Annotated in this window: 16 protein-coding genes; 3 read left to right on the top strand and 13 right to left on the bottom strand. The window is 64.9% G+C overall.

The features are described 5' to 3' along the window. Positions 1–14 precede the first annotated feature (14 nt). Positions 15–416 carry a DUF4288 domain-containing protein gene (locus tag RT131_RS12790; protein ID WP_313173187.1) on the bottom strand — a complete coding sequence of 134 codons (402 nt, stop codon included), beginning with the start codon at positions 414–416 and terminating at the stop codon, positions 15–17. Between the two features lie 177 nt (positions 417–593). Here RT131_RS12790 and RT131_RS12785 point away from each other — a divergent pair, with 177 nt between their 5' ends. After that, positions 594–1652, top strand: coding sequence for an integron integrase (locus tag RT131_RS12785; protein ID WP_313173186.1), 1059 nt, complete (start codon positions 594–596; stop codon positions 1650–1652). Here the strand turns inward: RT131_RS12785 and RT131_RS12780 are convergent. Both RT131_RS12780 and ilvD read right to left on the bottom strand, forming a co-directional pair. Next, a complete protein-coding gene (locus RT131_RS12780; RefSeq protein WP_313173185.1) occupies positions 1640–2245 on the bottom strand; it encodes a hypothetical protein in 606 nt (201 codons plus the stop codon). The genes RT131_RS12785 and RT131_RS12780 overlap by 13 nt on opposite strands. A gap of 30 nt (positions 2246–2275) precedes the next feature. Then, complete coding sequence (ilvD, locus tag RT131_RS12775; RefSeq protein ID WP_313173184.1) at positions 2276–4114, bottom strand: dihydroxy-acid dehydratase; 1839 nt, start codon at positions 4112–4114, stop codon at positions 2276–2278. Between the two features lie 542 nt (positions 4115–4656). Between ilvD and RT131_RS12770 the strand changes: the two genes are divergently transcribed. Continuing rightward, entirely contained in the window at positions 4657–5220 is a 564-nt protein-coding gene (locus RT131_RS12770; RefSeq protein ID WP_312369406.1) for a DUF1190 domain-containing protein, read from the top strand. Between the two features lie 4 nt (positions 5221–5224). Further along, entirely contained in the window at positions 5225–6412 is a 1188-nt protein-coding gene (locus RT131_RS12765; RefSeq protein ID WP_313173183.1) for a glutathionylspermidine synthase family protein, read from the top strand. A 464-nt stretch (positions 6413–6876) separates the two neighbouring features. On the opposite strand, the gene RT131_RS12760 is transcribed toward RT131_RS12765, so the two are convergent. The 10 genes from RT131_RS12760 to mnmG all read right to left on the bottom strand — a co-directional run bounded on the left by RT131_RS12760 (position 6877) and on the right by mnmG (position 18600). Next, complete coding sequence (locus RT131_RS12760) at positions 6877–8175, bottom strand: DUF58 domain-containing protein (RefSeq protein WP_313173182.1); 1299 nt, start codon at positions 8173–8175, stop codon at positions 6877–6879. A 283-nt stretch (positions 8176–8458) separates the two neighbouring features. After that, on the bottom strand, positions 8459–9478 hold the full coding sequence (locus RT131_RS12755; RefSeq protein WP_313173181.1) for a MoxR family ATPase: 1020 nt from the start codon (positions 9476–9478) through the stop codon (positions 8459–8461). Next, positions 9475–10623, bottom strand: coding sequence for a DUF4350 domain-containing protein (locus RT131_RS12750; protein WP_313173180.1), 1149 nt, complete (start codon positions 10621–10623; stop codon positions 9475–9477). The genes RT131_RS12755 and RT131_RS12750 overlap by 4 nt, the downstream gene beginning before the upstream one ends. After that, the gene (locus tag RT131_RS12745; protein ID WP_313173179.1) at positions 10620–12209 is read right to left on the bottom strand and encodes a DUF4129 domain-containing protein; all 1590 of its coding nucleotides are present in this window, start codon (positions 12207–12209) and stop codon (positions 10620–10622) included. The genes RT131_RS12750 and RT131_RS12745 overlap by 4 nt, the downstream gene beginning before the upstream one ends. Continuing rightward, complete coding sequence (locus RT131_RS12740; protein WP_313173178.1) at positions 12199–13191, bottom strand: stage II sporulation protein M; 993 nt, start codon at positions 13189–13191, stop codon at positions 12199–12201. The genes RT131_RS12745 and RT131_RS12740 overlap by 11 nt, the downstream gene beginning before the upstream one ends. Then, complete coding sequence (locus RT131_RS12735) at positions 13188–13886, bottom strand: RDD family protein (RefSeq protein ID WP_313173177.1); 699 nt, start codon at positions 13884–13886, stop codon at positions 13188–13190. Before RT131_RS12735 ends, RT131_RS12740 begins: the two co-directional genes overlap by 4 nt. A 183-nt stretch (positions 13887–14069) precedes the next feature. Next, positions 14070–14882: a DUF2167 domain-containing protein gene (locus tag RT131_RS12730; protein ID WP_313173274.1), complete on the bottom strand. Its 813-nt coding sequence runs from the start codon at positions 14880–14882 to the stop codon at positions 14070–14072. Between the two features lie 191 nt (positions 14883–15073). Further along, complete coding sequence (locus tag RT131_RS12725) at positions 15074–15607, bottom strand: gamma carbonic anhydrase family protein (protein WP_313173176.1); 534 nt, start codon at positions 15605–15607, stop codon at positions 15074–15076. A gap of 65 nt (positions 15608–15672) precedes the next feature. After that, positions 15673–16491, bottom strand: a complete 819-nt coding sequence (locus tag RT131_RS12720) for a nucleotidyltransferase domain-containing protein (RefSeq protein WP_313173273.1) — start codon at positions 16489–16491, stop codon at positions 15673–15675. 219 nt (positions 16492–16710) lie between these two features. Continuing rightward, positions 16711–18600: a tRNA uridine-5-carboxymethylaminomethyl(34) synthesis enzyme MnmG gene (gene mnmG, locus RT131_RS12715; RefSeq protein WP_313173175.1), complete on the bottom strand. Its 1890-nt coding sequence runs from the start codon at positions 18598–18600 to the stop codon at positions 16711–16713. Between the last annotated feature and the right edge of the window lie 357 nt (positions 18601–18957).

The raw sequence follows: 18957 nt of genomic DNA, 5'->3' as shown, positions 1-18957 counted from the left end.
GCTTGAATGAATTGTTAGGTGCGCTCGCCATCTAGGTGCTCCTTGATCTCACTCAGTGACTTTGCTCGTTGCCTCAGCTCGCTGAGTCTGACGGCCTCATGCTCCGCCCACATGATTTCGGCGCCATCCTCTAGCGGCTCATAGATAGGCAGGAGCTCGGTCACTCCCTCAAAGACCCATTGAACTGGCACTCCCTCGGTACCGCCCTTATATGAATCGGTTCCCGAGTTTGCGATAGCAACGAGTTTGGCATAAGCCTCCTCCAGGTTGCCGGCTCTCACAATGACAGTGTTCTCCCAGACAAGAAACTTCCCCTCAGGGTCGTCATTGCCGCTGGAGTCGAGCTCAATGAAACGAAGTAGGTAAGAGCCCACATACCAGCCAACGGGAGATATGTCTTTTGAGTATGCGGCCATCTGTGTTATGCACCTAACTCGTATTGGACCGCCTAACAGCGGTGTAGAGCAGAGTATCCCTGTTTTCTTGCCGCTTTCAAATTAAGAAATTCCCACGTCGAATCATGGATTTAGCCGATAGGTGCAGCCAAGGCCGCACTGCATGCTTCCCGGAAACTACCGCTTGGGAGCGGCCCTATGCGTTATGACCCTGTTCCAAGCGGTGTAACACCGGCGCAGCCGCCGCGATTGCTGGAGAGTGTCAGGGCACAGATCCGTTTGCGGCACTACAGCATCCGTACCGAGCAGGCCTATCTGGGGTGGATCAGGCGGTTCATCCTGGCCAACGGAAAGCGCCATCCCCGCGAGATGGGCGGTGATGAGGTTGCGGCATTCCTCAGCCGGCTGGCGACGGAAGGCAAGGTAGCGCCAGCCACCCAGAACCAGGCGTTGGCGGCGTTGTTGTTCCTCTATCGCGAGGTGCTGCGATTGGAACTGCCATGGTTGCAGGACGTTGTGCGTGCGAAGCGCCCCAAACGTTTGCCCGTCGTTCTGCCTGTGGAGGATGTTGCCCGGCTGTTGTCGGCAATCCCGGAAGGTGTCACCGCACTGATGGCGCGTCTGCTGTATGGCACGGGCATGCGACTGATGGAATGCCTTCGCTTGCGGGTCAAGGATGTGGACTTTGCGCGCAGTGAAATCTGCGTGCGTGCCGGCAAGGGCAACAAGGATAGGCGTGTTCCGTTGCCAGTGTCGCTGCGTGATCGCTTGCTGCAGCAGCGCGAGCAGGTGTTGTTTCAGCATCAACGTGATCTTGCTGCAGGCGGGGGACGGGTCCATCTGCCGAATGCCTTGGCAAGGAAGTACCCATCAGCTGACGTACAACCGGGCTGGCAGTACCTGTTCCCGTCGCACAGGATGTCCCGCGACCCACGCACGGGGCGGCGTGGCCGCCATCATCTCAGTGAGGAAGTGCTGCAGCGGGCGATCAAGCAGGCGCGCTTGCAGGTGGCAATCCTGCAGCCGGCGAGCTGCCATACCCTGCGGCACTGTTTTGCCACCCATCTGCTGGACGCGGGCTGCGACATCCGTACGCTGCAGGAACTGCTGGGCCATAAGGACATCGCCACGACACAGATCTACACACATGTATTGGGGCGCGGTGCCGGTGCTGTACTCAGTCCCTTGGATCGGCTGCCGGTGCCGGCTTTGTCGGTGCTGGAAAGTACCCGTGAGCCTGACGATCAGCGCCTGTGAATCGGGCGGAAGCGTGCAACACCGTACTCGTCACATTCAAATGCGTAGTGGTCGGGGTCAACCACGGTTGCGATGTGTTCGCGGGCCTGGGCCTGATCGCGGCGCCCGCAGGCAATGGTGGTGAACGTCAACGGCGCGAGCACTTCGATCCTGGCCGGGCCATGCATGCCATCGCAATGGCCATTGAGCGCTATCCATAACTGGCCGTCGCGTTCACTCAGCGCAAAGCCGCCGTTGTCGAGGGCAAGGTGCTCGCCGGTGTAGAGCAGTACTTCGGGTTCGTCCTTGCTGGCGAACCTGATCTGCATGCCGGCGATGTCGTTCCAGTGCGCCACTGCGCCCGGGCCGCTGCTGAAAGCCGGGCAGTCATGCACACGAAGGTGCAGCGCATCGGGCGGAAGATCGTCTTCGTCCAGCACGATGCCGTCAGGGTCGATACGCTCGGTGTGGATGTCGAAGTCCCACAGCAGTGCGGGAAGGTGGGCATCCACGTAAGCCCCCAGCTCGGCAGTCGTCACCCGATACGGGTGGCCATTCCACAAGCAGCTGGCGATGGCAGGCAGCGGGGGCGGGCAGGGGGTGGCCGTGTTCATGGCCACATTCTGCCGCGCCCGCTTGCAGGGTCAACCGTCCAGCAGCGCCTTGTCGCGCACGGCGCCCTTGTCGGCGCTGGTGGCGAGCAGGGCATAGGCCTTCAGTGCGGTGCTTACCTTGCGTGGGCGTGCCTCGGCCGGCTTCCAGCCCTTGGTATCCTGTTCGCTGCGGCGGCGTGCGAGTTCGGCATCGTCCACCAGCAGGTTGATGCCACGCTGCGGGATGTCGATCAGGATGCGGTCGCCGTCACGCACCAGGCCGATGGTGCCACCGCCAGCGGCTTCGGGCGAGCAGTGGCCGATGCTCAGGCCGGAGGTGCCGCCGGAGAAACGGCCGTCGGTGAGCAGCGCACAGGCTTTGCCCAGACCCTTGGATTTCAGGTAGCTGGTCGGGTACAGCATTTCCTGCATGCCGGGACCGCCCTTCGGGCCTTCGTAGCGGATCACCACCACGTCGCCGGCCTGCACCTCGTTGCCGAGGATGCCCTTGACCGCCGCGTCCTGGCTTTCATACACGCGGGCATTGCCTTCGAACACGTGGATGGATTCATCCACGCCTGCGGTTTTCACCACGCAGCCGTCGGCGGCGAGATTGCCGTACAGCACGGCCAGGCCGCCTTCGCTGGAGAACGCATGGCCCACATCGCGGATGCAGCCATCGGCACGGTCCAGGTCCAGCGAGGGCCAGCGCGTGGACTGGCTGAAAGCCACCTGGGTGGGAATCCCGGCCGGGCCTGCCTTGTAGAACTGGTGCACGGCTTCATCCCGGGTCTGGGTGACATCCCATTGCGCGATGGCGTCGCCGAGCGTGCGGCTGTGCACGGTGGAGGCATCGGTATGCAGCAGGCCGCCGCGCGCCAGCTCGCCAAGAATGGCCATGATCCCGCCGGCGCGATGCACGTCTTCGATGTGGTACTTCTGCGTGTTCGGGGCCACCTTGCACAGCTGCGGCACGCGCCGCGACAGGCGGTCGATATCGCGCTGGTCGAAGGCCACCTCGGCCTCCTGTGCGGCAGCCAGCAGGTGCAGGATGGTGTTGGTGGAGCCGCCCATGGCGATATCCAGCGTCATCGCATTCTCGAAGGCTTCGAAGGTGGCGATGCCGCGCGGCAATACATTGGCTTCCTCACCGCCATACCAGCGGTGGCAGAGCTCGACGATCAGCCGGCCGGCGCGCTTGAACAGCGCCTCACGGTCGCTGTGCGTGGCCACGACAGTGCCGTTGCCGGGCAACGACAGGCCCAGCGCTTCGGTCAGGCAGTTCATCGAGTTGGCGGTGAACATGCCCGAGCAGGAGCCGCAGGTGGGGCAGGCGCTGCGTTCGATGGCCGCAACCTGTTCGTCGCTGACCTTCTCGTCGCCGGCGGCGACCATGGCGTCGATCAGGTCCAGCTTGTGCTCGGCCAGCTTGGTCTTGCCGGCTTCCATCGGCCCGCCGGAAACGAAAACGGCCGGGATGTTAAGGCGCAGCGCAGCCATCAACATGCCCGGGGTGATCTTGTCGCAGTTGGAAATGCACACCAGCGCGTCGGCGCAGTGCGCATTGGCCATGTACTCGACCGAGTCGGCGATGATCTCGCGGCTAGGCAGCGAGTACAGCATGCCGTCATGGCCCATGGCGATGCCATCATCCACGGCGATGGTATTGAACTCCTTGGCCACGCCGCCGGCCGCTTCAATCTCGCGCGCGACGAGCTGGCCAAGGTCCTTCAGGTGCACGTGGCCGGGCACGAACTGGGTGAAGGAATTGACCACCGCGACGATGGGTTTGTGGAAATCACCATCGGTCATGCCGGTGGCACGCCACAGGGCGCGGGCGCCGGCCATGTTGCGGCCGGCGGTGGATGTTTTAGAGCGGTATTCGGGCATGGGGGCGAGCGGGAGCGGGCTGGCAGAAGTGCAGTGCGATTGATTCTGCATGAAGTTCCAGGTTGCAGCTGCAACCATTGGGTTGCGGTGGTTTGAGGGTGGGATGGGGCGATTGGTTGGGGTTTCGAATGGGGCTGGGTGGAGATGGTGGGGGCCGGAGGCAGCGCCAGTCCCAAAGCCAGAGCTAGGCAAAGGCAAGGCGGAAGCGAAAAGCACCCCTCCCCAACCCTCCCCTGCGCTGCGCGCAAGGGAGGGGGTAGAAGCGGCTTGCTTGCGGTCTGAACGCGCGCAGCAGATAGCCCCCTCCCTTGCGCGTAGCGCAGGGGAGGGTTGGGGAGGGGTGCTTCTAGCTCTGGCTCTCAGCCCACCCAGCAGCGTCGGAGAAGTAATCCTGCAGCAGCAAAGCCCCCCCTGAAACCCAATCACATCAGCCCCAACACCCAAATCACCTGAAACGCGATTCAGCTTCAGGAACATTCCGGTTTCCGCCTTGCAGCCTGCATCGGGCATCATTGGGGAATCACATTGACGGGGAACCGACCATGAAGCGATCCAAGGCCACCGCACTGGTGCTGATGAGCGCCGTGCCGCTGCTGCTGACCGCCTGCCAGAAGGAAGAAACCGTGCAGGTGCAGGAAGGGCTGTACACCTCGGTGGAAGCCTGCTCCGAGGCCACCGGCAATCCGTCCAGCTGCCGCGAGGCCTTCGCCACCGCGCAGAAGCAGTCCGCCGATGCCGCGCCCAAGTACGCCAGCAAGGAAGAGTGCGCCAAGGAGTATCCGGCCGAACAGTGCGTGCAGCAGCAGACCAGCGCCGGCACCTCGTTCATCGGGCCGATGATGATGGGCTTCTTCATGTCGCAGATGCTCAACGGCAGCCGTGGCGCCGTGGCCGCACCGCCGGCATCGCAGCCGGCCTTCAAGGACAACGCCAACGGTTGGGCCAAGCCCGCGCCGGGCGGCAGTGGTGGCCTGAACACGGCCAGCGGCATTGGTGCCGGCAAGGCGGGCCTGGCGCCGGTCAGCGCCGAGCCCAACCGCGCCGTCACCGCCAGCCGTGGCGGTTTTGGCGCCCGTAGCGGCGGCCGCAGCAGCGTCGGCGGTTGATGCAGTGAAGCGCGTTGCAATTGCCGAGCGTGGCAACTGGCGGGACCGTGCTGCCGAAGCCGGTTTCCGCTTCCACACCATTGACGGTGCGCCCTACTGGGATGAAAGCGCGTATTACGCCTTCACCCTGCGCCAGATCGAAAACCATATCGAGGACCCCAGCGCCGAGTTGCATGCCATGGCGCTGGATCTGGTGGGCGAGGTGGTGGGCAGCGAGGCGTTGATGGCGCAGCTGGCCATCCCCGAGGCCTTCCGCGACTGGATCGCCGAAAGCTGGCGTCGCCGCGACCCACATCTCTACGGCCGCCTGGATTTTGCCTATGACGGCAACGGCCCGGCCAAGCTGTACGAGTTGAACTACGACACGCCTACCTCGCTGTACGAGGCGTCGTTCTTCCAGTGGCAATGGCTGGAGGATCAGCGCAACCGTGGCGCCTTGCCGCAGCAGGCCGATCAGTTCAACTCCCTCCACGAGACCCTGGTGGAGCGTTTTGCCGAACTGGCCTCGCGCCTGCCGCCGCCGCTGTATTTCAGTGCGGTGGGCGAGTCCGAGGAAGACCAGGGCACGGTCGCCTACCTGCGCGATTGCGCGGCGCAGGCCGGGCTGCGTGGTGCGGCCATCGCCATCGAGGATATTGGCCTGTCCGAAGACGGCCGTTTCACCGATCTGGATGATGTGGTGATCGGCAGCCTGTTCAAGCTGTACCCGCTGGAAGACCTGATGCGCGAGGAGTTCGGCGCGGCCTTGCCGCGTTCGGGCGTGCAGCTGCTGGAACCAGCATGGAAGGCGGTGCTGAGCAACAAGGGCATCCTGCCGCTGTTGTGGCAGCGCCATCGTGGTCACCCGAACCTGCTCGAATCGTATTTCGATGACGGCAGCGCGTTGCCGGCCGGCTGGGTACGCAAGCCGCTGCATTCGCGCGAAGGCGCCAACGTGGCCATGCATATGAACGATGGCAGCTGGCAGGAAAGCGAAGGGCCGTACAGCGGGCCGAGCATCCGCCAGGCGTTTCATGCCTTGCCGGTGTTCGAGGGCAACTATCCATTGGTGGGCAGTTGGGTGGTGGGTGACCGCGCCTGTGGTGTGGGCATCCGCGAGGACAACAGCCGCATCACCCGCGACAGTGCGCGCTTCCTGCCGCACGCCATCATCGACGATGCACCGCAGGGCACGACGCGTATCTATCTTTGAGTGGTTGCCGTGTGGGAGCGGCGTAAGCCGCGAAGCCAGCGTTACTGTAGAGCCGAGCCATGCTCGGCTGAGGCTTTACCGGTAAGGCCCCTGCCGAGCATGGCTCGGCACTACATGGGCATGGTTGGTAAGGCCCCCTGCCGAGCATGGCTCGGCACTACGGATTTGGGTCTTTTGTAGGAGCGGCGTAAGCCGCGAAGCAGACGCAGGATCAGCAGCAGCAAAGCAAATCCGTCCCCAACGCTCCCGTTCGCTACGCGAAAGGGAGCGGGCACCGGTGTAGAGCCGAGCCATGCTCGGCTGAGGCTTTACCGGTAAGGCCCCTGCCGAGCATGGCTCGGCACTACATGGGCAGGGTCGGTAAGGCCCTTGCCGAGCATGGCTCGGCACTACAGTGGCGTGGTCGGTGAGGCCCATGGTCGGGTCGTGGGAGCGGCGTGAGCCGCGAAGCCGGGGCTGATGGTTTACAGCAGGCCGTCGCGCTTTACCGCCAGATAGCGTTCTACCAGCGCTGCAGGCAGCTCTTCGGCGGTGACGTCCAATACCATCACCCGGTGGCTGCGCAGTGCTTCATGGGCATCACTGCGCTGCTGCAGGTAGGCGGCAATGGCGCCGGCCTGTATCGCCTCGGGTACGGTTTCCACATCACGTGCCAAGGCCTGATCAAGTTCGCGCTCGCGCAGGCTGGCGACACAGACCAGATGCCGCTTCTGCAGCAGGCGCACGGCAGCGAGCAGGTCTTCGATGTCTTCGTCACGCACGTTGGTGACCAGCATCACCAGGCTGCGTCGCGATTGACGCAACGACAACTCGGTGGCCGCGGCAAGGTAGTCGGTCGCCACTGGCCTGGGCTGCAGGTCATAGCTGGCGCGCAGCAGGCTGTCGATCGCGCCCATGCCGCGCTTGGGGACGACCCAGCGACTGTCACCACCGCTGGCGAACAGGCCGACACCGTCGCCCTGGCGCAATGCCAGATACGAGACCACCAACGAGGCATTGAGCACGTGGTCGAAATGCGACAGGCCGCCTTCGTCCGCCATCATCCGCCGACCGGTGTCTATCATCATCACCAGCTGCTGGTTCTTTTCATCCTGGTACTCGCGCGAGATCAGCTTGCGCGCGCGCGAAGTGGCCTTCCAGTCGATCTGGCGCAGGCTGTCGCCAACGCGGTACTCGCGCATCTGGTGGAAGTCGGTGCCTTCGCCACGACGGCGCTTGAGGTGGGCGCCGACCAACCGCGAGGCCATCTCCGCGCTCAGCAGGGCGAAGCGGGTGAGCGGAGCGAAGTTGGGATAGACACGCACCGTTTGTGGCGTGCCAACCGTGCGTTGTTGGCGCCAGAGGCGCAGCGGCGAATGCAGGCGCAGGTGCACGCCATCGAATACGAACGTGCCGCGATTGGTCGGGGTGAAGCGGTAGCTGAAACGAGTTTCGCTGGCTTTGCCCAGCTTCAAGCGGCGTGGCAGGCCGTCACTGTTCCAGCCATCGGGCAGCAGGTCGAATACGTCGACGCGCTGCTTGCCGTAGGAATCCAGTTGCAGCCATGTCTCACGTTCGACGCCCAGGGCGAGGGAGTCGGGGAGTTCGCGCCGCACCTGCGGGCTGGGTCTGCGCCACAGCAGCAGCAGATCGAGCGCTGCGAACAGGGCGATTGCAGCCGCGCTGATGGTCCATGCCTGCATCGGCAGGTAGTGCAGGGCGACTGGCAGGCCAAGCAGGCTCCAGAGCACCAGCAGGGCGATCAGTAGGGGAGCGGGTCTCACTGCGTGGCCCTGGTTGTTTTGTGTGTTGGTGTTGATGGGGAAAGCGCTGCAGAAGAAGCAAAAGCAAAAGCAAAAGCCGGAGCACCCCTCCCCAGCCCTCCCCTCCGTGCTGCGCACGCAAGGGAGGGGGCTAGATCAGAAGCAGAAGCCAAATCCAAATCCAAATCCAAATCCAAATCCAAATCCGAAGCAGAGGCAACGGCTGCCTTCACCCAACCGCTCCGGCGCACTGCGCGCGCTGGGTCGGGGGCACGGGCTTGGCCGTGGGTGCTTGCCGCATTCCTCACTTGCGCGGGGCCTCTACCTTGGCGAGCAGTGCGGTCAGGGCGTCATCGGCGGATTGGCCTTCGATCTGCAGCTCCGGGGCAAGTGCGATGCGGTGACGCAGTGCTGGCTTGGCGATCTCGCGGACGTCGTCCGGGGTGACAAAATCGCGGCCTGACAATACGGCCTGCGCACGTGCCGCACGCACCAGCGCGATGCTGCCGCGCGGGCCGGCGCCCAGCGCGATGCCAGGCCATTTGCGGGTGGCGGCAACAATGCGCACCGCGTAGTCGATCACCTGCGGATCAACGGTGATTGCCGCCACCGCCTTCTGCAGCTCGACCACGTCGGCACCGCTGAGCACGCGCGGCACCTGGGTGAGGTTGAAGTCGCTGGCGGTGCGGCCGGTGGTGATGGCCTGCACCATCTGCTTCTCGTCCTCCAGCTGGGGGTAGTCGATCAATACCTTCAGCAGGAAACGGTCCAGCTGCGCTTCCGGCAGCGGATAGGTGCCTTCCTGCTCCACCGGGTTCTGCGTGGCCAGGGTCAGGAAGGGTGGGGTCAGCGAGAAGGCTTTGCCTTCGATGGTGACCTGGCCTTCCTGCATCACTTCCAGCAGCGCGGACTGGGTCTTGGCCGGCGCGCGGTTGATTTCGTCGGCCAGCAGCAGATTGGTGAACACCGGGCCGCGACGGATCTTGAAGCTTTCGGTCTTGGGGTCATAGACCGCATGACCGCTGACGTCGCTGGGCATCAGGTCCGGGGTGAACTGCACGCGCGCGTAGTCCAGCTCCAGCGCCTGTGCCAGGGCGCGCACCAGCAGTGTCTTGCCCAAGCCGGGCACGCCTTCGATCAGTACGTGGCCGCCGGCCAGCAAGGCGATCAGGATCTGGTCCAGCACATCGCTCTGGCCGATAAAGGCATGGCCGACCGCTTCGCGGATGCGCTCGACGCGTTCGATCAGAACCGTGTTGACCGCTGCGGGAGCCGGCGTCGCTGCAGCGCCGGGGAGGGCGGGCGGAGTGAAGGTGTCGGTCATAGCTGGTTTCTCATCTGGATGAGCAAGCGGATGCGGTCGCGCAGGGCGATGTCGTCCTGCGAAGGGGGAATCTGCAAGGCGGTCTGCACGCGGCTGATGGGCCATTGCAGGTGGTCGGCAATCGCCTGTGCCTGGGCCTCGCCGGTCAACGCCGCAGCCACCGGCGCGCGCCGGCGCAGGCGGGCGAGGAAGGCCTGGCGGACTGCGTCATACAGCAACGGGGACTTGCGGTAGCGGTGCAGGTGTTCGCCGCTGGCTCGCACGTGTTCCAGCAGCGAACGGCGGTCTTCGCGCGGCGAGGGCAGCAGCGCGCCGAAACGCTGGCAGCGCATCCACAGCCACGCCAGCAGGGCGAGCAGCAGCGGCAACCATACCGGCCAGCCGCGTTCGAACAGCGTCTTCCACAGCGATGGCAGTTCCATCGCGTAGATCAGGTGCGTTGTGCCCTTGCCGTAGTTGGGGGCCAGCACCAGGTGGGCGAGATCGCGGTGCGGAAGATCGCGCAGGCCAGGGTCGCCCGCGCCTGCGCCGTTGAGCAGGAAATCCATGTCACCAAGGATGTCCACCCGGCCCAGGCCGTAACGCAGGCGGGCATAGGCCAGCGTGTCATCACCGCCGCCATCGGCCCAGCGTAGCTCGGCGCGGATCCTGTCGGTAAGGGTGAAACGATTGCCGCTGCAGAATTCGTCGTGCGAGGCCTGTCCCGGCACCTGCCAGACCTGGCAGCGAGCTGCGGCGTCGCTGGTGACCACGCCCAGGCGTTCCAGCAGGCCCTGTTCGTCGCCATCCAGGTCTTCGTCGGCATCGGGCACGCGCAGCAGCAGGTGGCCGCCAAACTGCACCCAGTCCAGCAGGCTCTCGACCTGCGCAGGGGGCAGCAAGCGCGGGTCGTCGAGCATCAGCACGCTGTCGCCCGGCTGCAACTGCATGGCCGGCAGGTCGAGCTTGCGCCGGGTTTCGGCCTTGACGCCATCGCGGATCAGGGTTTCGCGCAGTGCGTACAGCGCGTTGTAAGTGGGCTCGCCATAAGCGGGCAGGGTGATTTCTTCGCTGGATTTCTCGAAATTGCGAAAGAACCAGAACGCGATCAACGCGGTCAGCAACAGCAGGCCGACGATCAGTGCATTGCGTACGGCGGCGTTCATGCCGGCCACCCGTACTGCTGGTGCAGGTCCTTGATCAGCGCATCGAAGGCCTCGTCGCTGGGCAGGCGGCCGGCATAGGCGGCGTACTGCCAGGTCCGCACCATGCGTGCGAACAGGTTGCGGTCGGCCTCCTGCGGCATCTTGCGCGATGCACGCAGGCATTGCGCTTCGGTGGCGCCCGGCGGCAACACGACGTTGCCGCGTTCGACCAGCACTTCAACCGACGCGCGGTACAGCAGTGCCAGTGCGTGCCGCGGCTTGCCCTCGCGCCATAGCCGGCGCGCGCTGCCGAGGATGTCCGGCGGCAGCACTTCCGGCAGCTGCAGGGCTTCCTGCAGCACCGGTGCCTGTACGTTGCGGGTGCTGCGACCATCGCCGCGGAACCAGGGCAGCCACCAGCGTGCGGTCAATGCGAGTATCACCAGCACAATGCCGAGCAGGATCCACAGGATGCTTTCGCCGATCAGTGCGGCGAACTTGGCGATGCCCTCCAGCAGGGGGCCGGGATCAGGCTTGTTGCTGTCGTCATCGGCTTCGGGCGTCTTGTCCGAGGCCTTCCTGACCCAGCGGGTGACGCTGCGCTTGGCACCCAGCTGCGGATCTTCGTAAGCGCGTGCCGCCGCCTGGCGGAAGCCGGCGGTGTCTGCAGGTGCATCGCCAAACAACTGTTGGGGTGTGGTTGCCGTCGTGGCTTCGGGCGCTGCTGCTGAGGTGCCCTTGTGGTTGCCGTGGCTGCTGCTGCCGGGGGGCTCGGCGATCTCCTGCGCCCGCGCCTGCAGTGATGGCAGTGCGAACACGGCCAACAGCAACACCAGCATCGGCGCCAGGCCGGCCAGACGCTCACGCAGGCGGCGGAAGGCGATCTCCACATCCCAGGCTTCCAGCTGGGTGCGGCGGTTCAGATACAGGCCGAAGCCGGCACCGCTGTAGAACGGGCCGATCAGGCTCATGGCCAACCAGGCCAGCAGATTGAAGCCTATCCATGCCCAGGCCGGCGTGTCTTCGCCAATCAGTTCCCAGGTGGCGCGCAGGGATTCGGACAACAGTTCCACCGGCACGAACATGAAAACCAGGGCGACGCCGGCAAACTGCAACATGGCCTCGAAGTGCCAGCACACCCAGGTGAGCAACGAGGCGTGGCCATAGCTGGCCCCCCCGAGCGCATGCCGGCGCCCGCGTCGTTGCGCGGCATCGCCACCTTCCAGCAGGTCGACCGGCATCAACAGCGAACGGGCGGGGCTGAGCCGGCGCCAGCCGAGGTAGGCTCCCAATCCGCGCCAGCCCCAGTTCCACTGCGCGCGCAGGGTTTCCCGGGTACCGGGTTCGGCACCGAATGCGCCGCGCGAGATCACATACAGCGGAATGCGCTCGAAGGCAGGCTTGAGCCACCACAGGATGAAGCTGGACAGCCAGAAGTTGTCCAGCCACCAGCCCAGCAGATTGAGCACCGCGAACACCGGCAGGGTCAGCAGTATCCAGGGCTTCCAGATGGCGGCGGCATGCCGGCGCACCAGCGCGGTGCCCAGCTCCATCGCTTCCCATTGCGAGCGCGCGCGCAGCACGACGTCGAGTCGATCAATCCGCATGACCCGCTCCACGTCCGCCGCGCCACAGCCATACCAGCACCACCGTCCACAGCACCGCCGACACGCTGAGCTTGCCCCACATCGGCACCCACGCAATCGAAGACCAGAAGGCCTCGATGAAAGCGGCCACCAGCAGCATGAAAGCCACGCCCAGGCATAGCCGTGCACCAATCACACCGCCTTCGATCAAGGCGTCGATACGGCGCTTGCGGCCCGGTGCCAGCAGCCGCAGTCCCAACTGCAGGCCGGCACCACCGGCGATGACGATGGCGGTCAACTCGAACGGTGCGTGGCCCACCACAAAGCGCCAGAACGGATCGCCCGAGCCAATCTGCTGCAGGTGTCCGGCCACGGCGCCAATGGTGACGCCGTTGAACAAGAGCACAAGGATGGTGCCGATACCGGCCAACAGCCCGCTGGCGAAGGTGCGTAGGCCGATGCTGATGTTGTTCATGATGTAGTGGCCGAACATCGCCCAATCGGTGCCGCTGTCGCGGCCAAGATGGTCGGCGGCCGGATCGTACATTTTCTCCATCTGTGCGACCTGGCGCGGGTCCAGCAGCATGTGGATGAGTTCGGGTTTGTACTGCAGCAGGACGAAGATGCCGACCAGCGGAACAACGAACAATGCGCAGGCCACCCACATCGCTCCGGCCTGGCTGCGCACGGTGCTGGGGAAGTCGGCGAACAGGAATTCGACCACGCGCTGCCAGCGCGGTGCGGGTGTGCGGTACAGCAGGTTGTGACCACGCTGCATCAGCTGCTGGAGCTGTTCAACCAGTTGCGGGCTGTAGCCGCGACGGCGCGCCAGCGCCAGTTGCTGGCACAGGCGCCGATAGCGCTGCGGGATGGTCTCATCGCCCAGCAGGTCGGGGTCGGTGTCGTGGCGCTGCTTCCGCGAGCGCTCGCCACGACGTTGCAGCCAGTCCTCGAACTGCTGCCATTCGTGCTGGTAGCGGGTGACGAACTGTTCCTGTCTCATCGCCGCCCCAGCAACCAGTTGGCCATCGCATACAGGCGCAGCACGCCGGCCTGACCCCGCTCCTGGCTGAGCCCGCTGATGATGTCGGCCAGCTCATGCTGGCGTCCGGGCGACAGCGCCGGGGCACGATCGGCATAGGCGACCAGCGCGGCCTGTTCGCCGGGCTGCAGCGGCAGCGGCGGCGCCAGCACGGTATCGATGCGGGCCGGTGGCGTAGCCGGGCGTGGCGGCGTATGTACCACCAACGAGCCGGCGACGAGATCGCCGAGGCGACGGCCATGGGCATCAAACAGGCAGGTAACCAGGCCCAGCGCATACCCAAACGGCAGGGCGTCGACGGTGCGCAGCAGGTTGCGCACGATCGCCGGCATCCAGCCCAGCGGCGCGCCATCGCGGGCGACCACGCGCAGGCCCAATACCTTCTTGCCCAGGGTGCGGCCGAACCAGACTTCCAGCACGATCGGATACGCCCAGAACATCAGGAACATCAGCCCCAGGTAGATGCCCTGGCCAAGTTCGCCGAGGGCGACCAGCAGCGGGCTCATCACCGCCAGCACGCCAAAACGCACGCATAGATCGATCAGCCAGGCCAGGGCGCGTGGCACCGGGCCGGCGGCGGGCAGCTGCAGGGGCACGCCTTCGGGCGTGATGACTTCGCGGTAGGTGTCCAGCATCGGCCGTGCAGCGTCGTTCATTGCAGTGAGCCCGGCACCCGATGCGGGTACTGCGTGCGGCGGATGGAAGCCCGGAGTCCAGCCCGGACGGATGCCTGGGGCATTCGTGTCTCTGCTACGTCCTTATCAGAATGCTGACTGTAGCTGGCGGCAGCGCGAAAACCCAGCCCGCCGATGCGATCAGCGGGCCGGGCGCGGCAGGTTTCAGCGCGCGGTGCGGTTGTCGTCACCACGCACGAACAGCTTCCGGATTGCGCCGCCGAGGAACAGCACGCCGATCAACAGCAGCTTCCAGAATTTGGCCAGCAGCAGGCCGAGCTTGGCAAAAAGGCCGGCCTTGGCCGCCAGCCCGCCGCCGATCAGCGTCGCCACGCCGTAGGCGGCGACCTTGTCGGTGCTGGGATTGTGGTCGGCGTAGCGGGCGCCCTGGTCGAACTCGGCCATCGGCAACAGCTTGTCCATGCCCTCGCGCACCGTCGCCAGCTCGGACATGCCGGAAACGGCATTCAAGCTCAGGTAGCCGTGCCGTCCGAGTACGCGGATGTCGTAGTTGAGGGTGTGGTCAGGCTGGTCATTGAAGGCCAGCTCGCGCGCCCAGTACAGCTTCTTGCTGCCGGCCTCATAGCGCGGCGGCACTGCCCAGCCGACCAGATCAAGCGAGCCATAACCGGCTTTCACCCGCTCCGGATTGCTGTCGCGGGTTTCCGCCTGCATGGTTTTGAGCAGATCGTCGTAGTCGATCTTGCTGGCATCTTCGTCGGACACGTAACCATCGTCGGACCAGGTCACCACCACCGCCCAGCTTTCCGGTTCGCTCAGGCCGGGGCTGCGCGGCACGATCATGCCCTGCACGCTGTCATCCGGCGGGTTGCCCCACATGTCTTCCAGTACGCGGCGCGCGTCAGCCTTGTCCAGATAGCGGAACTCGTCGTTCAAATTGAAGTGGGCCCGTGCCTCGGGTACCTCGATCTGCCCGCTGCGGAACTGCAGCGACTGCTCGAACTGCTCCACACTCATGCCCTCTTCTTGCTGGGCAGCGTCCTGGGCGGAGGCGGAAAAGCAAACCACGCACAGCAGTGCCACAGCCGCCAACAGGCGCTGCGCCACGACTTTCATCGACTTCATGTCAAACCCTCAAAGGCGTCCCCACGCCGGGCCGGCAGTGTGCACCCGCAGGGGGCTTGCCGACAATGCCTGCTCGCTCAGCCCTACATGCCGCGGTATTGATCCTTGACCCTGACGTAGTGGTCGGCCGAATAGCGCAGGCCTTCGATGTCCTTGTCGCTGAGCTGGCGCATCAGTCGCGCCGGATTGCCGGCCCACAACTCGCCGCTGCGCACCAGCTTGCCCGGCCCGACCACGGCGCCGGCAGCGATGAAGGCATTGGCCTCGATCACCGCGCCATCGAGGATGCAGGCGCCCATGCCGATCAGGCAGTAATCACCAATGGTGCAGGCATGGATGATGCAGCCATGGCCGACGGTGACACCTTCGCCGATGAGCGTGGGGTAGCCGCCCTTGTTGTAAGGACTGTCGTGGCTCACATGGATGATGGTGCCGTCCTGCACATTGGTACGCGCACCGATGCGTACGTGGTTCACATCACCGCGGATCACCGTACCCGGCCACACCGACGCATCATCGCCAATCTGCACGTCACCGATGATGGTGCAGGCTTCGTCGATATAGACGCGCTCACCGAGGGTGGGGGTTTTATCCAGGAAGGGGCGGAGTGCGGGCATGGTGATTGCCTCGGGGAACGAATTTAGCAAGCAACATCATAGTCGCTGTTGCCGGTTTGGGGATCTCAACGCGGTGCGTGGGCAATGAGCATTTGTCTGAAAAGTCCGTCAAGCGCGTTGGCGTCACCTTGGCCTGCAGTCAACAGCGGCGGTGTACTGCTGCGCCGCGCAAGCTCGGCATCAATGTAGTCACTGATGAGGGCTATGCGAGGGCCATCGGCTACCTCCGCGCTGCGCCGCTTTGTCACCAGCAGCTGATCAATGGCGTTGCGTACATTGCCATCGGGAAGCAGGCGATCGAGCAGGTCCTCAAAAGCCATGGGCGGCGGTGTGGGCTCGTTCTCTATCCATTGGCAGGCGAGCAAGGGCCGCAACACGTAGAGATATTTCTTGGTGCGCACCCGCTCACCTTTCAGATAGCCGCGATGATTGGCGCTTGCCATGTTGAAGTAATGCCACCAGCTGCCCAGGGGCGAGTGAAACTGCTGTACCGCGGCCTGTAATTCTGAAATGGCCTGAGCATCACCGCGATAGTGGATGGGTGAGCGCAGCCATTCGGACAGGGTTGGGTTGGACTTGGAGACCAGGCGCAATGCTTTGCGCAGGTCCCAGCCGCTGATATCCAGCTCGTCATCGATGGGCAGCTCGATCACATCGCGTTGTGCTTCGCCCGGGCCGGTCCGTTCATTGACGCTCAGGTACCACGGCTGGCGATGGACGTAGATGAAGCGGGCATCGTAGTCGCTGTCCGGCGATGAGAATCCCCAGCCGCGGCTGCCGGATTCGCAGGCCATCAACACGCGTACATCGTGCTGGCGTTCGATCTGTTCCAGCGCGGCGAGTACGGCTTGGCGCTTTTCCGGGTCGATCGGGTGAATGTCCATATTCTGCGGCTCCTTTAGCGGGAGACGCAGTCTAGTCAGGGTGCGCGCGAAAGGCACTCCTTCCCAACCCTCCCCTCCGCCTTCGGTGCAAGGGAGGGGGCTGTTTGGCGTGTTCTTTCAGATGGCGGAGCGCCGCTTCTGCTCCCTCCCTTTTGCGAAGCAAAGGGGAGGGCTGGGGAGGGGTAAGCTCTCAAGGCTCCAACAACCCCTCCCAAAAAATCACGCCACCTTGCCGCGGCGTGCCCGCTCCAGGTGCACCAGCAGCAGCGAGATTGCTGCGGGCGTCATGCCGGGGATGCGTTGTGCCTGGCCGATGCTTTGCGGGCGCACGCGCTCCAGTTTCTGCAGTGCCTCGGCCGACAGCCCGCGCACCGAGGCGAAGTCGAAGCCTTCGGCGATCGCGGTGTTTTCATGGCGCTGCTGGCGTTCGATTTCTTCGCGCTGTCGGTCCAGGTAACCGGCGTACTTGACGCTGATCTCCACCTGCTCGGCCACGCGTGCGTCTTCCACGCCGGGGCCCAGGGACGGCACCTGCATCAACTTGGCGTAATCCAGCTCGGGGCGCTTGATCAGGTCCAGCACATTGGTTTCGCGGCTGACCGCCACGCCGGTGGTCTCGGCGACTTCGCGGCCCAGGGCATTGCCCGGCGTCGCCCAGATGCCACGCAGGCGTGCGCTTTCGTTGGCGACGGCGGCCTGCTTGGTCTCGAACGCGGCCCAGCGGCGGTCATCGACCAGGCCCAGCTCGCGGCCGGTCGGGGTCAGGCGCGCGTCGGCGTTGTCCTCGCGCAGCTGCAACCGGTACTCGGCGCGGCTGGTGAACATGCGATACGGCTCGCTGGTGCCGTGGGTGATCAGGTCGTCGACCAGCACGCCGATATAGGCTTCGTCGCGGCGCGGGCACCAGCCGTCTTTGCCCTGCACGAACAGGGCGGCGTTGATGCCGGCCAGCAGGCCTTGTGCGCCGGCTTCTTCATAGCCGGTGGTGCCGTTGATCTGGCCGGCGAAGAACAGGCCGCTGACCTGGCGGGTCTCCAGCGTGTTCTTCAGGCCGCGCGGATCGAAGAAGTCGTATTCAATGGCGTAACCGGGGCGGGTGATATGTGCCTGCTCGAAACCACGGATGCTGCGCACCAGCTCCAACTGCACGTCGAACGGCAGCGAGGTGGAGATGCCGTTGGGATAGATCTCCACCACGTCCAGGCCCTCGGGCTCGACGAAGATCTGGTGGCTGTTCTTCTCGGCAAAGCGCACCACCTTGTCTTCGATGGACGGGCAGTAACGCGGGCCGATGCCTTCGATCTGGCCGCTGTACAGCGGCGAGCGGTGCAGCGCGCCACGGATGATGTCGTGGGTGCGCTCGCTGGTATGGGTGATCCAGCAGCTCACCTGCTGTGGGTGCTCGCGGACATCGCCCAGATAGGACATCACCGGCAGCGGGTCATCGCCAGGCTGCTCGTCCATCACGCTGTAGTCCAGCGAGCGGCCGTCGATGCGCGGCGGGGTGCCGGTCTTCAGGCGGTCGATGGCGAACGGGCGCTCGCGCAGGCGCGCGGCCAGGGTGGTGGCCGGCGGGTCACCCATGCGCCCGGCGGTGTATTGGGTTTCGCCGATATGGATCTTGCCGGCCAGGAAGGTGCCGGCGGTCAGCACCACCGCTGGGGCGTGGAAGGTCAGGCCGGTCTGGGTGATGGCGCCGCGGATGGTGTCGCCGTCGATGATCAGATCATCCACCGCCGCCTGGAACACGGTCAGGTTGGGCTGCGACTCGACGATGCCGCGGATCGCCATGCGGTACAGGTTGCGGTCGGCCTGGCAACGGGTGGCGCGCACCGCCGGGCCCTTGGAGGCATTGAGGGTGCGCCACTGGATGCCTGCGCGATCGGCGGCATGCGCCATGGCCCCGCCCAGGGCGTCGATTTCCTTGACCAGGTGGCCCTTGCCGATGCCGCCAATGGCCGGGTTGCAGCTCATCGCGCCCACGGTCTCGACGTTATGGGTCAGCAGCAGGGTGCGGGCACCGCCGCGCGCGGCAGCCAGGGCCGCCTCGGTACCGGCGTGGCCGCCGCCGATGACGATGACGTCGTAACGGTAGAAGGAGTCGCTCATGGGCGTGAGATCGGTAAAGAAAATGTGAAGTCCGTCGGCGTGGTATTCGCACGCTGTTACGGCATGTGTGGTGATTTTACCGCCAAGCGCAATCAGGTACGCATCAACCCTAAAGTTGGCACGCAACCTGCAGTTAATACATTGCACCCAGCGTGGCATGCGACATAGGCGCAACAAGGTCGGAATTGGAACAGGGGCCGACCGAAGCGCACGTTGGGGTAGCAGGGGGCCGGTAGTCGGGGGACTACCGGCCTTGCAATCCAGCAGGGCCCGCCTTGGCGGGAAAGCGTTAAAGACAAAGCCCCGGCCTAGGCCGGGGCTTTGTCTTTATTAGGCGCCGATGCCCGACAGGGCCGG

The organism is Stenotrophomonas sp., from assembly GCF_032066555.1.
Taxonomy (GTDB): domain Bacteria; phylum Pseudomonadota; class Gammaproteobacteria; order Xanthomonadales; family Xanthomonadaceae; genus Stenotrophomonas.
This window is presented reverse-complemented; position numbering and strand designations above follow the sequence as displayed.

Excerpts from the sequence above, each read along its gene's own strand:
- RT131_RS12790 (WP_313173187.1), bottom strand. The coding sequence starts at position 416 with ATGGCCGCATACTCAAAAGACATATCTCCCGTTGGCTGGTATGTGGGC.
- RT131_RS12785 (WP_313173186.1), top strand. The coding sequence starts at position 594 with ATGCGTTATGACCCTGTTCCAAGCGGTGTAACACCGGCGCAGCCGCCG.
- RT131_RS12780 (WP_313173185.1), bottom strand. The coding sequence starts at position 2,245 with ATGAACACGGCCACCCCCTGCCCGCCCCCGCTGCCTGCCATCGCCAGC.
- ilvD (WP_313173184.1), bottom strand. The coding sequence starts at position 4,114 with ATGCCCGAATACCGCTCTAAAACATCCACCGCCGGCCGCAACATGGCC.
- RT131_RS12770 (WP_312369406.1), top strand. The coding sequence starts at position 4,657 with ATGAAGCGATCCAAGGCCACCGCACTGGTGCTGATGAGCGCCGTGCCG.
- RT131_RS12755 (WP_313173181.1), bottom strand. The coding sequence starts at position 9,478 with ATGACCGACACCTTCACTCCGCCCGCCCTCCCCGGCGCTGCAGCGACG.
- RT131_RS12750 (WP_313173180.1), bottom strand. The coding sequence starts at position 10,623 with ATGAACGCCGCCGTACGCAATGCACTGATCGTCGGCCTGCTGTTGCTG.
- RT131_RS12745 (WP_313173179.1), bottom strand. The coding sequence starts at position 12,209 with ATGCGGATTGATCGACTCGACGTCGTGCTGCGCGCGCGCTCGCAATGG.
- RT131_RS12740 (WP_313173178.1), bottom strand. The coding sequence starts at position 13,191 with ATGAGACAGGAACAGTTCGTCACCCGCTACCAGCACGAATGGCAGCAG.
- RT131_RS12735 (WP_313173177.1), bottom strand. The coding sequence starts at position 13,886 with ATGAACGACGCTGCACGGCCGATGCTGGACACCTACCGCGAAGTCATC.
- RT131_RS12730 (WP_313173274.1), bottom strand. The coding sequence starts at position 14,882 with ATGAGTGTGGAGCAGTTCGAGCAGTCGCTGCAGTTCCGCAGCGGGCAG.
- RT131_RS12725 (WP_313173176.1), bottom strand. The coding sequence starts at position 15,607 with ATGCCCGCACTCCGCCCCTTCCTGGATAAAACCCCCACCCTCGGTGAG.
- RT131_RS12720 (WP_313173273.1), bottom strand. The coding sequence starts at position 16,491 with ATGGACATTCACCCGATCGACCCGGAAAAGCGCCAAGCCGTACTCGCC.
- mnmG (WP_313173175.1), bottom strand. The coding sequence starts at position 18,600 with ATGAGCGACTCCTTCTACCGTTACGACGTCATCGTCATCGGCGGCGGC.